This is a genomic window from Pseudomonas hefeiensis (assembly GCF_030687835.1).
GTDB lineage: Bacteria > Pseudomonadota > Gammaproteobacteria > Pseudomonadales > Pseudomonadaceae > Aquipseudomonas > Aquipseudomonas hefeiensis.
This window is the reverse complement of record NZ_CP117449.1, coordinates 35,480-48,129: the sequence shown is the minus strand read 5'-3', so window position 1 is coordinate 48,129 and position 12,650 is coordinate 35,480. Positions and strand designations below refer to the sequence as shown.

The window sequence follows — 12,650 nt, the reverse complement described above, 5'->3', positions numbered from 1 at the left end:
TGGCGAGGGGATTTATCCCCGCTGGGCTGCAAAGCAGCCCCCAAAAAGCTGATCACATCAATCTGATACACCGCGGTGACAGGCTTCAGGGCTGCTTCGCAGCCCAGCGGGGATAAATCCCCTCGCCACAGAGTCCGCTCAATTCTCCGGCAAGAGTCAGTGCGCCTCGTCCCAGTTGTTGCCCACGCCCACTTCCACCAGAAGCGGCACATCCAGCGTGGCGGCGGCGCTCATGTGCTGGCGAATTTCCTCGCGCACCTGGTCGACCAGGTCTTCGCGCACCTCCAGCACCAATTCGTCGTGGACCTGCAGGATGACCTTGGCATCCAGCCCCGACGCAGTCAGCCAGCGATCCACCGCCACCATGGCTTTCTTGATGATATCTGCCGCTGTGCCTTGCATCGGCGCGTTGATGGCCGTGCGTTCCGCCCCTTTGCGCAAAGCCGGGTTTTTCGCATTGATATCCGGCAGGTATAACCGGCGACCGAAAATGGTTTCGACGTACCCCTGCTCAGCCGCCTGGGCACGAGTGCGCTCCATGTAGGCCAGTACACCCGGGTAGCGGGCAAAGTAGCGGTCGATATAAGCCTGGGACTGCTTGCGATCCACACCGATCTGCTTGGCCAGACCGAAAGCACTCATGCCGTAGATCAGACCGAAGTTGATCGCCTTGGCGCTGCGGCGCTGGTCATGGGTGACGGCATCCAGTTCAACACCGAACACTTCGGCGGCGGTGGCCCGGTGCACATCCAGGTCATTGCGAAACGCGTGGAGCAGGCCTTCATCCTTGGCCAGGTGCGCCATGATCCGCAATTCAATCTGAGAGTAGTCCGCCGCCAACAGCTTGTAGCCTTTCGGCGCAACGAATGCCTGACGGATCCGGCGGCCTTCGGCGGTGCGGATAGGAATGTTCTGCAGGTTCGGGTCGATGGACGACAGCCGCCCGGTAGCGGCAACGGCTTGCTGATAATTGGTATGGACGCGCCCTGTACGGCTATTGATCTGCTCCGGCAGGCGGTCGGTGTAGGTGCTCTTGAGCTTGCTCAGCGAGCGGTACTGCATCAGCACCTTGGGCAACGGGTAATCCTGCTCGGCCAGTTCGGCCAGTACCGCTTCGGCGGTAGATGCCTGGCCCTTGGCGGTTTTGCTGAGCACCGGCAAGCCGAGTTTTTCGTAGAGGATCACCCCCAGTTGCTTGGGTGAGCCCAGGTTGAATTCCTCCCCGGCGATGGCAAATGCCTCACGTTCGAGGGCCACCAGCTTCTCGCCCAACTCGACGCTCTGCACCCCCAGCAGATGGGCATCGACCAGCGCACCCTGGCGCTCAATGCGTGCCAGGACCGGCATCAGTGGCATTTCGATGTCGTTGAGCACCTTGCCCAGGCTTGGCGTGGCCGCCAGTTTTTCCTGCAAGGCCTGGTGCAGACGGAACGTCACGTCCGCGTCTTCGGCGGCGTAAGGGCCGGCCAGTTCCAGGGAGATCTGGTCGAAGGTCAGTTGCTTGACGCCTTTGCCTGCGATGTCCTGGAAATCGGTCTTGCTTTGGCCCAGGTACTTGAGCGCCAGGCTGTCCATGTCGTGGCGGGTCGCGGTGGAGTCCAGCACGTAGGATTCAAGCATGGTGTCGAAGGCGACGCCCTGGACCAGGATGCCGTTGTTCTGATCGCCACCCATGGCGCAGTTGGCCAGGATGTTGGTTTCGAACTTGGCATGCTGGCCGACCTTGAGCTTGTTCGGGTTCTCCAGCAGCGGCTTGAGAGCCTTGAGCACCGTGTCGCGATCCAGTTGCTCCGGTACGCCCATGTAGGAATGGGTCAAGGGAATGTAGGCCGCCTCAAAAGGCGCGACGGCAAACGACAACCCTACGAGTTGTGAATGCTGAGCGTCGCTACCGTTGGTTTCGGTGACGAAAGCAAACAGCGGCGCCTGTTCAAGCTTGGCCAGCCAGGCGTCGAAACGTGCCTGATCGAGAATGACCTCGTACTTCGCTTCAACGGCGCCGGGCTGTTCGTCGGCGGCTTCGACGATCTCCTGACCGGCACGCTTGGCATCGCGCTGGTTTTCTTCGAACCAGCTCTTGAACTCCAGCAGGGTATACAGCTCGGCGAGTTTCTCGTGATCCGGCTGGCCCATTTTCAGGTCGTCGAGACCGACATCCAGCGGCACGTCGGTCTTGATGGTCGCCAGCTCGTAGGAGAGGAGGGCCATTTCCTTGTGTTCTTCGAGCTTGGCGGCCAGGGTCTTGGCGCCACGGATCGGCAAGGTGGCGACGATCTCCAGTTGCGCATACAGCTCGGTCAGGCCGCCATTGACGCCCACCAGCAAGCCGGAGGCGGTCTTCGGCCCGATACCCGGAACACCGGGGATGTTGTCGGAAGAATCGCCCATCAACGCCAGGTAATCGATGATCTGCTCCGGAGCGACCCCAAACTTCTCCTTCACGCCAGCCACGTCCAGGGCGCTACCGGTCATGGTATTGACCAAGGTAATGTGCCCATCGACCAACTGCGCCATGTCCTTGTCGCCGGTGGAGATCACCACCGGACGGTCGGCTGCGGCGCTGCTGCGGGCCAGGGTGCCGATCACATCATCGGCTTCGACGTTGTCCACGCACAGCAGCGGGAAGCCCAGGGCCTTGACGCTGGCATGCAGTGGCTCGATCTGCACGCGCATATCGTCGGGCATGCTCGGGCGGTTGGCCTTGTATTCGGCGTACAGCTCATCGCGAAACGTCCCACCCTTGGCGTCGAACACCACGGCGAACGGACTGTCCGGATACTGCTTGCGCAGGCTCTTGAGCATGTTCAGCACGCCCTTGACCGCACCGGTCGGCAGGCCTTTGGAGGTGGTCAACGGTGGCAGCGCGTGAAAGGCGCGATAAAGATAAGAAGAACCGTCCACCAGGACGAGGGGAGCTTGGCTCATGAGCAGGATCAACCTTTTCGGCGGGTCCGGAGCTAGAATAGCGGGACCGTTGACGACAAAGGGACAAGGTTATCATGCGTACACTCAATCGCCTGTTACTGGCTGGCTTGTTTGCAATCACCCCGTTGGCCGTCATGGCGGCGGACGACGCTCCCTCGGCGGACCCGGATGTCACCATCCGCACCGAAGGCGATAGAACTATTCAGGAGTATCGCCAAAACGGCTTTTTGTACGCGATCAAGGTCACGCCCAAGAACGGCAAGCCTTATTTCCTGGTACGCGCCGATGGCAGCGACGGAAATTTCATCCGCTCGGATCAGCCGGATATGCTGATTCCATCGTGGAAAATCTTTGAGTGGTAATACCGCTCTGCACTTCAACCGGCGCTCGCTGATGGGCGCCCGTACTGGCAGTTTTTAACCATGTCTGTGTTCACTCCCCTGGCTCGGCCCGAGCTGGAAACCTTTCTCGCCCCTTACGGGCTCGGCCGCCTGCTTGATTTCCAGGGGATCGCCGCTGGCAGCGAAAACACCAATTTTTTTATCAGCCTGGAGCAGGGTGAATTTGTCCTGACCCTGGTGGAACGCGGTCCAGTGCAGGAAATGCCGTTCTTCATCGAGCTGCTGGATGTACTGCATGACGCCGACCTGCCGGTGCCCTACGCCTTGCGTACCATCGACGGCGTCGCGCTGCGGGAACTGGCCGGCAAACCGGCGCTGTTGCAACCGCGCCTGGCCGGCAAGCACATCAAGCAGGCCAACGCACAGCATTGCGCCCAGGTGGGGGAGTTGCTGGCTCATCTGCACCTGGCGACCAAGGACAACATGATCAAGCGCAAGACCGATCGCGGCCTGGACTGGATGCAGGAGGAGGGCGCGAAGCTATTGTCGCATCTTGATGCAGAACCCCGTCGGTTGCTGGAGGCGGCGCTGGATGAAATCGCCCACCAGAAGGTAAAAATTCTGGCACTGCCCCGGGCCAACATCCACGCGGACCTGTTCCGCGACAATGCGATGTTCGAGGGCACGCACCTGACCGGGCTGATCGATTTCTACAACGCCTGCTCCGGGCCCATGCTGTATGACGTCGCCATCGCCCTGAACGACTGGTGTTCGGATGACAACGGTGTGCTCGATGGCCCACGGACGCGGGCATTGTTGGGGGCTTATGCGGCACTGCGTCCATTCACGGCCGCCGAGGCCGAGTCATGGCCGACGATGCTGCGCGTGGCATGCGTGCGCTTCTGGCTGTCGCGGTTGATCGCCGCCGAGTCTTTTGCCGGACAGGATGTGTTGATTCACGATCCGATGGAGTTTCAGCAACGCTTGGCGCAGCGGCAGACGGTTCACACGGTGTTGCCTTTTGCCCTTTAAGTATCAATAGAAGGCTTTCGCCGAATGGTGTTGTGGCGAGGGGATTTATCCCCGCTGGGGCGCGAAGCGGCCCCAAAAAATAGCTGCCGCCGCGAGTCCGTCAGATAGAAAGCAGGGGGGCTGCTGCGCAGCCCAACGGGGATAAATCCCCTCGCCACAGGGTTTGCGTTTGGCAGGCTATAGCGACTCCAGGCACCCCGCCAGATCATTCCCCAACTTCTCCAGCAACTGCTCATACCCTTGTGCCGTCGCAGGGGTATAGCCGCCCAGCGCATCCAGCTCCGCCAATTTCACCGGCAACCCGGCCACCAGGGTTTCGGCCAGGCGCGGGCGCAGGGGCGGTTCGCTGAAGACACACGTCTTGCCCACGGCCTGCAAGCGATTGCGCATCGCCGCCACGTGCTGGGCGCCGGGCTGGACTTCGGTGGCCACGGCGAAAACACCGGCGTGCTTGAGGCCGTAATGGTCTTCGAAATAGTCGAACGCCTCGTGGAACACGAAATACGGCTTGCCCGCGACCCCGGCCAGACGGCTCTTCAAACGCGCATCCAGCGCATCGAGACGCTGGTTGAAACCCTTGAGGTTGCTTTGATAGCGGCTGGCATTGGCCGGATCGGCTGCACTCAGGTCGGCAGCCATTTTGGCGGCAATCACCCGCGCATTGGTTGGCGAGAGCCACAGATGAGCGTCAATAGAACCGGGGCGATGGTCGTGGTCATGCTCGTCGGCGTCATGGTCATCTTCGGCGTGGGAATGACTGTCCTGGGCGAAGTGACGCAACTTGAGCCCCGGCACATCCTGCACCGCGACGGACGGTAACGTACGACCGTTCAGCACGCGCGGCAGGAAGCTTTCCATGTCGGGGCCGATCCAGTAGAGCAAATCCACCGACTGCACCTTCCGTACGTCGGATGGCCGCAGGGCGTAATGGTGAGGTGAAGCGCCGGGCGGTAGCAGCACCTCAGGAGCAGCCACGCCGTCCTGCACCGCGGCGGCAATCAGTTGCAACGGCTTGATGCTGGTAAGCACTTTGACTTCGGCCTGGGCCGGGCCGATCAGCAGAAAACTGGCGACAAAAACGACAAAGATCGAAAAATTTCGGGACACGATGACCACTCGAAGAGGCGAGAACGGGTAACATAATAACGTCTCTCACTAAAATCGTCGCTGCCCATGCCTATTACGCCCCTTGCCAGTCGTCCCCATGATCACTCTCACTGTGTGCACACCGCGCTGTCCGAGGCCGACGCCATCTGCGCACGCCAAGGGTTGCGCCTGACCGCTTTGCGTCGACGCGTGCTGGAGCTGGTCTGGCAAAGCCACAAGCCGCTGGGCGCCTACGACATACTCGCCGTGCTCAGTGAGCAGGACGGCCGCCGCGCCGCGCCGCCCACGGTTTATCGGGCGCTGGATTTCCTGCTGGAGAATGGCCTGGTGCATCGCATCTCGTCGTTGAATGCTTTCGTCGGCTGTAATCACCCGGAACACGCGCACCAGGGCCAGTTCCTGATCTGCCACGAATGCCACGCAGCTATCGAGCTGGAGCAGAAGTCCATCAGCGATGCCATCGTTGCCAGCGCCAAAGAGGTGGGGTTCGTGGTGGATACCCAGACCGTCGAAGTGGTCGGGCTCTGCGCCGGTTGCCAGGGGGCCTGATGAGCAATGCGTTGATCCGTCTCGAGCACGTAGCCGTGACGTTCGCCGGGCAGAGCGTGCTGGATAACATCCACCTGAGCGTCGAGCCGGGGCAGATCGTCACCCTGATCGGCCCCAACGGCGCCGGCAAGACCACCCTGGTGCGTGCCGTATTGGGATTGCTCAAGCCCGACAGCGGCAGCGTCTGGCGCAAGCCGAAGCTGCGGGTCGGTTATATGCCGCAAAAGCTGCATGTCGACCCGACGCTGCCCCTGTCGGTATTGCGCTTTTTGCGCCTGGTGCCTGGCGTGGATCGCGAGCGGGCCCTGGCGGCGCTCAACGAAGTCGGCGCCGAACAGGTGATCGACAGTCCGGTACAAAGTATTTCCGGTGGTGAAATGCAGCGCGTATTGCTGGCTCGCGCCCTGTTGCGCGAACCTGAGCTGCTGGTGCTCGACGAGCCCGTGCAAGGGGTCGACGTGGCCGGTCAGGCCGAGCTGTACAGCCTGATCACCCGCCTGCGCGACCGCCACGGCTGTGGCGTGCTGATGGTTTCCCATGACCTTCACCTGGTGATGAGCACCACCGATCAGGTGGTCTGCCTCAATCGCCACGTCTGCTGTTCCGGGCATCCCGAGCAGGTCAGCGGCGATCCGGCATTCGTCGAACTCTTCGGAAAGAACGCACAAAGCCTGGCGATTTATCACCACCATCACGACCATGCCCATGACCTGCATGGTTCGGTGGTCAGCGACTCATCTGTTTCTACCCATGTTCATGGAGATGGCTGCAAGCATGGCTGATTTTCTGTTGTACGCCCTGCTCGCAGGCCTGGCTCTCGCGATGGTGGCCGGCCCCCTGGGCTCGTTCGTGGTCTGGCGGCGCATGGCCTATTTCGGCGACACCTTGTCCCACGCGGCCTTGCTGGGCGTGGCCTTGGGCTTTTTGCTGGACGTAAGCCCGGCAGTGGCGGTGACCGTCGGCTGCCTGTTGCTGGCGGTGCTGCTGGTGACGCTGCAACAGCGTCAACCGCTGGCCTCCGACACGCTACTGGGCATTCTGGCGCCCAGCACCCTGTCTCTCGGGCTGGTGGTACTAAGCTTCATGCATGACGTGCGGATTGATCTGATGGCCTACCTGTTTGGCGATCTGCTTGCCATCAGCCCCACGGACCTTTCGTGGATCCTGGGCGGCAGCGCGGCGGTCCTTCTACTTCTGGTGGCGCTCTGGCGCCCGTTGCTGGCCGTGACAGTGCATGAGGAACTGGCGCGGGTCGAAGGCTTGCCCGTGGTGGGTTTACGGCTGGCGTTGATGCTGTTGATTGCGGTGGTCATTGCCGTGGCGATGAAAATCGTCGGCGTATTGCTGATTACTTCTTTGCTGATTATCCCGGCGGCCGCGGCGCAGCGGCATGCCCGCTCCCCGGAGCAGATGGCCTTGGGCGCGAGCCTGCTGGGCATGCTCGCAGTGTGCGGCGGGCTGGCGCTATCGTGGTTCAAGGACACCCCGGCCGGGCCGTCGATTGTGGTCAGCGCCGCCGCGCTATTTCTGCTGAGTTTTGTCCTGCCCCGTCGAGGGGTGTAGACTTGCTCGCTTTTTGCGCAAATAGAGAGTCGCAGGAATGAAGCCGTTCGCCTCCCGTTATCTGCTCCTTGTCGCATTTTCCCTGCTGCTGGGCGCCTGCCAGAATTCGCCGCCGGTCGCCGAAGCCCTCGATACCCGGGGCCCGGCCCTCGCGCAGTTTGAACAGAGCCTGGCCGGCAATGAGCTGGCCACCGCTGAAGATCAGCTGGCCGCACTGCAAGCCCGGACGCCCGAGGATCCGTCGCTGGAACCCTACCAGCGGCGCCTGGCCGAGGCGTATTTGCGCCGCAGCCAGATCGATCTGCAAAAAGGCGACGTCAATGCCGCCGCCACTGCTCTGAGCCGTGCCCGCGCCTTGATGCCCAAAGCGCCAGCGCTCACTGGTGAGGTCAACAGCGAAATTGCTGAAGCCCGCCGGGTAGAGCTGGAAAAAGCCGAAGCCGCCCTCAAGGCCGCCGAAGCCAAACCGGTTGCCAAAGTCATCGACCCGAGTGCCGAAAGCACGACGATTGCGCTGAATATCGGCGATATCCAGAAAATGCGTCGACAACTGGATGCCATTGCCGCCGACGTGGTGAATTTTCAATGTGATGTCAGCATCCAGGCACCACGCACCGACGATTATCCGTGGTTGGCGACTCTGCTGACCAAGCGGGTCAAAAAGCTTGAGCCGTCGTTCGATTTGAAACTGCAAAAGCAGATTCTGCGCAACGTGCCGGCGCAAATGGTGCTGACACCGCGCAAGCCCTAAAAAGCATCGCGGGCAAGCCTTGCTCCCACAGGTATTGATCTCCTGCGGAGACAAGCCTGGCTCCCACAGTTAATTCGATCTCCTGTGAAGACAAGCCTGGCTCCCACAGTTAATTCGATCTCCTGTGAAGACAAGCCTGGCTCCCACAGGTTAATTCGATCTCCTGTGGGAGCAAGGCTTGCCCGCGATAGCGTCCTATCAGCAACAAAACTCTTTCAGACTACCCTCAAGCCGGAACCGCCTTGGCCTTAGCCTCCCGCGCCCAAACCCGATGCTGAGCAATCGCCGCAAAAAACCGCGAAAAACCGCTCGCATCCGCATCTTCGATCAACCCCGCATCCACCTCCAGCTTCAATTCCACCAACAACTGCCGGGCCTCACCATGAAGCCCAATGGCTTTCAGATGCTTGTAGGCCTCCAGCACGTAATGCAACGCCACGCCGTCGCGACTCAAGGCCTTGATCGATTCCGCGCCGCCCGGCACGAACACCGCGTCAAAGGCAATCGACGGCATACCTTCCATGGACGCATCCACCGGCAGCGTTTGCCCATCGGCGGTGGTGACCGGTGCGGAGGTTGGCCCGAGCACTTTGGCGTGCGCCCCCTTGGCTTTCAGGGCCTGCTTGAGCGCATCGATAATCGCCCCATCAACGCCGTTGGCGACCAAAACAGCCACCTTGCGGGTCTTGATGTCCCCGGACAGCAGGTTCGCCTGACTCAAGGCCGGGGATTGCTCCAGCGAAGGTTTCGGTACGTCCACGGTGCAGGCAGTCGGTGCTGGCAACCCCAGGTTTTTTGCCACCCGCGCCGCCAGCTCCAGATCAATATTGGCGAGGATTTCATTGACCTGGCGCGCCCGAATGAACTCCCGCTCCACCTTGCCCAGTTCAAAGCTGTAAGCCGAGATGATGTGTTCCTGCTCGTGGGGGCTCATGCTCTTGTAGAACAGCCGCGCTTGGGAAAAGTGATCGCCAAACGACTCGCTGCGCTGACGAATCTTGTGGGCATCGATGCGCTCTGGATAACTTTCGAAGCCGCCGTCCTGCGGGCCGGGCGGGGTTTCCTTCGGCCAGCCGCCATCGATGGAATTCGGCTCGTAGGAAGCGCGCCCCTTGTCAATGGTGGTGCGGTGCATGGCGTCACGCTGGCCGTTATGCACCGGGGTAATCGCCCGGTTGATCGGCAACTCATGAAAATTCGGCCCACCGAGTCGGCTGATTTGCGTATCGGTGTAGGAAAACAGCCGGCCTTGCAGCAGCGGATCGTTGGTGAAATCGATCCCCGGCACGATATGCCCAGGGCAGAACGCGACTTGCTCGACCTCTGCAAAGAAGTTATCCGGGTTACGGTTCAGTACCATTTTGCCCAGGGGCGTGATGGGAACGAGTTCTTCAGGAATAATTTTGGTGGGGTCGAGGAGATCGAAGTCGAACTTATGCTCGTCTTCCTCGGCGACAATTTGTACGCCAAATTCCCATTCCGGGTAGTCCCCCATCTCGATCGATTCCCAAAGATCGCGACGGTGGTAGTCCGTATCTTTACCGGCGAGCTTCTGCGCTTCGTCCCACACCAGCGAACAGGTGCCGACTGTGGGGCGCCAGTGGAACTTAACGAAGCTGCTCCGGCCCTCGGCGTTGATCATGCGAAAGGTGTGTACACCGAAACCCTGCATGGACCGCAGGCTCTTGGGAATGGCCCTGTCAGACATGGCCCAAATAACCATATGGGCCGACTCCGGCACCAGCGAAACAAAATCCCAAAAGGTGTCGTGGGCCGAACCGCCCGTAGGAATTTCATTGTGGGGTTCGGGTTTCACCGCATGGACGAAGTCTGGAAACTTCACCGCATCCTGGATGAAAAATACTGGCATGTTGTTGCCCACCAGGTCGAAGTTGCCTTCGTCGGTAAAGAACTTCACCGCAAAGCCACGCACATCTCGCACCGTGTCGCCGGATCCCCGTGGACCTTGCACCGTGGAAAAGCGCACGAATATCGGCGTTTTTTTGCTCGGATCCTGTAGGAAACCGGCCTTGGTCAGCGCCGAATGCGCTTCATAGCTCTGAAAGTAACCATGGGCGCCGGTGCCGCGGGCATGGACAATGCGTTCCGGGATGCGCTCATGGTCAAAGTGCGTGATTTTCTCACGCATGATGAAGTCTTCCAGCAGCGAGGGTCCACGGGCCCCGACCCGCAGGGTGTTCTGGTTGTCGGCAATCTTCACGCCCTGATTGGTGCGTAGCGCCTGCTCGGTGGCGTCGGAACGAAACTGTTCCAGGCTCTCAAGCTTGGCGTTGGTGTTGCCGCGATCCAGCGTATCGGTCCCGGCCAGTTGGCTCTCAGTGCCGGTGGGCTTTTTGGTACTCATCAGACTAACTCCTCGTTGCGATCCCCGCCGTGGCCAGGACTCTTGAGTTCGATGCCTCAGGCACGGTACCCGGGCATTTTCGAGTTGCTTAGTGACTGACATATACCGTTTTGCCGCGTTCCTTTTTTATGTCCTTTGATCGCCTTATTGCCAAATGGCTGGTTCAATCGCAAATAAATGCTAAGAACCTCTATACGGACAGGCTAAAATGCGCGCCCGGCTAACCGCTGATCCTTTTCCAACGCGCCCCACAAGGTTCGCTACGTGATCGAGTTTCAAAACGTCCATAAAACCTACCGGGTCGCCGGTAGGGATATCCCCGCCCTGCACCCGACCAGTCTGACGATTGAGAACGGTCAGGTCTTCGGCCTGATTGGCCATTCCGGTGCGGGAAAAAGTACCCTGCTGCGCCTGATCAATCGCCTGGAAGACTCCAGCGGCGGCAAGATCATCGTCGACGGCGAGGAAGTCACCGCCCTGGATGCCAGCGGCTTGAGGCGTTTCCGGCAGCAGGTCGGGATGATTTTCCAGCACTTCAATCTGCTGGCGTCCAAGACCGTGGCCGACAACGTGGCGCTGCCACTGACCCTGGCAGGCGAGTTGTCCCGCAGCGAAATTGACCAGCGCGTCGCCGAATTGCTGGCGCGGGTGGGCTTGTCCGACCACGCTCGCAAATACCCGGCGCAGTTGTCCGGCGGCCAAAAGCAGCGCGTCGGCATCGCCCGCGCCCTGGCGACCAAACCCAAGATTCTGCTGTGCGACGAGGCCACCAGCGCCCTCGACCCACAGACCACCGCCTCGGTGCTGCAATTGCTGGCGGAGATCAACCGCGAACTGAAGCTGACCATCGTGCTGATTACCCATGAAATGGACGTGATCCGCCGGGTCTGCGATCAAGTGGCGGTGATGGACGCCGGCGTGATCGTCGAGCAAGGCCCGGTGGCCGATGTGTTCCTGCACCCCAAGCACGCGACCACCAAACGTTTCGTCCAGGAAGACGAGCAGATTGACGAAAGCGAACAGCGCGACGATTTTGCCCACGTACCGGGGCGTATCGTGCGTCTGACGTTCCAGGGCGAAGCGACCTACGCGCCATTGCTCGGCACCGTCGCCCGGGAAACCGGCGTGGACTACAGCATTCTGGCCGGTCGTATCGACCGCATCAAAGACACCCCCTACGGGCAACTGACCCTCGCCGTCACCGGCGGTGACATGGAGGCGGCGTTCGCCCGCTTCACCGCGGCTGACGTCCACATGGAGGTGCTGCGCTGATGGAACTGTTGAATTCATTCTTCGCCAACATCGATTGGCTGGAAATCTGGCTGGCGACCGGCGACACCCTGCTGATGCTCTTTGGCTCGCTGCTGTTCACCGTGCTGCTCGGCCTGCCGCTGGGCGTGCTGCTATTTCTGTGCAGCCCGCGCCAGTTGCTCGAGGCCAAGGGCCTCTATGCGCTGCTGTCGCTGGCGGTGAACATCTTGCGCTCGCTGCCATTCATCATTCTGTTGATCGTGATGATTCCGTTCACGGTATTGATTACCGGCACTTCGCTGGGCGTGGCCGGCGCGATTCCGCCACTGGTGGTTGGCGCGACACCGTTCTTCGCCCGTCTGGTGGAAACCGCCTTGCGCGAAGTCGATCGCGGCATCATTGAAGCCACCCAGGCCATGGGCGCGACGACCCGGCAGATCATCGTCAACGCCTTGCTGCCGGAAGCCCGTCCGGGCATTTTTGCGGCGATTACGGTGACAGCGATTACGCTGGTGTCCTACACGGCCATGGCCGGTGTGGTCGGCGCTGGTGGTTTGGGCGACCTGGCGATCCGCTTCGGTTACCAGCGTTTCCAGACCGATGTGATGGTAGTCACGGTGGTGTTGCTGCTGGTGCTGGTGCAGGTCCTGCAAACCGTGGGCGACAAGTTGGTTGTGCATTTTTCTAGAAAATAAGGCCTCGCGGCCAATAAACCATGAGCCGGCCATTCGCTGGCAGGCGCCAAGAGCGGGCGCCCCACAAGGAG

11 protein-coding genes are annotated in these 12,650 nt (G+C 60.8%); 8 read left to right on the top strand and 3 right to left on the bottom strand.

Annotated features, from left to right (window positions below):
- Positions 1-156 precede the first annotated feature (156 nt).
- Positions 157-2,925 (bottom strand): DNA polymerase I, encoded by a 2,769-nt coding sequence (gene polA, locus PSH57_RS00205; RefSeq protein ID WP_305387110.1) that lies wholly within the window; start codon positions 2,923-2,925, stop codon positions 157-159.
- Between the two features lie 74 nt (positions 2,926-2,999).
- Between polA and PSH57_RS00200 the strand changes: the two genes are divergently transcribed.
- Both PSH57_RS00200 and PSH57_RS00195 read left to right on the top strand, forming a co-directional pair.
- Positions 3,000-3,287 carry a DUF2782 domain-containing protein gene (locus tag PSH57_RS00200; protein ID WP_047229784.1) on the top strand — a complete coding sequence of 96 codons (288 nt, stop codon included), beginning with the start codon at positions 3,000-3,002 and terminating at the stop codon, positions 3,285-3,287.
- Positions 3,288-3,347: 60 nt separating this feature from the next.
- Positions 3,348-4,298: a homoserine kinase gene (locus PSH57_RS00195; protein WP_305387108.1), complete on the top strand. Its 951-nt coding sequence runs from the start codon at positions 3,348-3,350 to the stop codon at positions 4,296-4,298.
- Between the two features lie 177 nt (positions 4,299-4,475).
- Here the strand turns inward: PSH57_RS00195 and znuA are convergent, their stop codons facing one another.
- Positions 4,476-5,405 carry a zinc ABC transporter substrate-binding protein ZnuA gene (gene znuA / locus PSH57_RS00190; RefSeq protein WP_305387107.1) on the bottom strand — a complete coding sequence of 310 codons (930 nt, stop codon included), beginning with the start codon at positions 5,403-5,405 and terminating at the stop codon, positions 4,476-4,478.
- A 66-nt stretch (positions 5,406-5,471) separates the two neighbouring features.
- Between znuA and zur the strand changes: the two genes are divergently transcribed.
- From zur to PSH57_RS00170, 4 genes are read left to right on the top strand one after another with little or no spacing between them, the layout of a single operon-like run.
- Entirely contained in the window at positions 5,472-5,954 is a 483-nt protein-coding gene (gene zur / locus PSH57_RS00185; protein WP_305387105.1) for a zinc uptake transcriptional repressor Zur, read from the top strand.
- Positions 5,954-6,736, top strand: coding sequence for a zinc ABC transporter ATP-binding protein ZnuC (znuC, locus tag PSH57_RS00180; protein WP_305387104.1), 783 nt, complete (start codon positions 5,954-5,956; stop codon positions 6,734-6,736). Before zur ends, znuC begins: the two co-directional genes overlap by 1 nt.
- Positions 6,729-7,517, top strand: coding sequence for a zinc ABC transporter permease subunit ZnuB (gene znuB / locus PSH57_RS00175; protein ID WP_305387103.1), 789 nt, complete (start codon positions 6,729-6,731; stop codon positions 7,515-7,517). Before znuC ends, znuB begins: the two co-directional genes overlap by 8 nt.
- Positions 7,518-7,554: 37 nt before the next feature.
- Positions 7,555-8,268 carry a PA5502 family lipoprotein gene (locus PSH57_RS00170; protein ID WP_305387101.1) on the top strand — a complete coding sequence of 238 codons (714 nt, stop codon included), beginning with the start codon at positions 7,555-7,557 and terminating at the stop codon, positions 8,266-8,268.
- A 226-nt stretch (positions 8,269-8,494) separates the two neighbouring features.
- Here PSH57_RS00170 and katE read toward each other — a convergent pair whose 3' ends face one another.
- The gene (gene katE, locus PSH57_RS00165; protein ID WP_305387100.1) at positions 8,495-10,633 is read right to left on the bottom strand and encodes a catalase HPII; all 2,139 of its coding nucleotides are present in this window, start codon (positions 10,631-10,633) and stop codon (positions 8,495-8,497) included.
- A 264-nt stretch (positions 10,634-10,897) separates the two neighbouring features.
- On the opposite strand from katE, the gene PSH57_RS00160 reads away from it, so the two are divergent.
- Together PSH57_RS00160 and PSH57_RS00155 are read left to right on the top strand one after the other, a co-directional pair.
- The gene (locus tag PSH57_RS00160) at positions 10,898-11,905 is read left to right on the top strand and encodes a methionine ABC transporter ATP-binding protein (RefSeq protein ID WP_305387098.1); all 1,008 of its coding nucleotides are present in this window, start codon (positions 10,898-10,900) and stop codon (positions 11,903-11,905) included.
- Positions 11,905-12,579, top strand: a complete 675-nt coding sequence (locus PSH57_RS00155) for a methionine ABC transporter permease (RefSeq protein ID WP_305387096.1) — start codon at positions 11,905-11,907, stop codon at positions 12,577-12,579. Before PSH57_RS00160 ends, PSH57_RS00155 begins: the two co-directional genes overlap by 1 nt.
- Positions 12,580-12,650: the final 71 nt, after the last annotated feature.

Coding starts and splice junctions, on each gene's coding strand:
- PSH57_RS00170 (WP_305387101.1), top strand. CDS start 7,555: ATGAAGCCGTTCGCCTCCCGTTATCTGCTCCTTGTCGCATTTTCCCTG.
- PSH57_RS00195 (WP_305387108.1), top strand. CDS start 3,348: ATGTCTGTGTTCACTCCCCTGGCTCGGCCCGAGCTGGAAACCTTTCTC.
- znuB (WP_305387103.1), top strand. CDS start 6,729: ATGGCTGATTTTCTGTTGTACGCCCTGCTCGCAGGCCTGGCTCTCGCG.
- katE (WP_305387100.1), bottom strand. CDS start 10,633: ATGAGTACCAAAAAGCCCACCGGCACTGAGAGCCAACTGGCCGGGACC.
- zur (WP_305387105.1), top strand. CDS start 5,472: ATGCCTATTACGCCCCTTGCCAGTCGTCCCCATGATCACTCTCACTGT.
- polA (WP_305387110.1), bottom strand. CDS start 2,925: ATGAGCCAAGCTCCCCTCGTCCTGGTGGACGGTTCTTCTTATCTTTAT.
- PSH57_RS00200 (WP_047229784.1), top strand. CDS start 3,000: ATGCGTACACTCAATCGCCTGTTACTGGCTGGCTTGTTTGCAATCACC.
- znuC (WP_305387104.1), top strand. CDS start 5,954: ATGAGCAATGCGTTGATCCGTCTCGAGCACGTAGCCGTGACGTTCGCC.
- PSH57_RS00155 (WP_305387096.1), top strand. CDS start 11,905: ATGGAACTGTTGAATTCATTCTTCGCCAACATCGATTGGCTGGAAATC.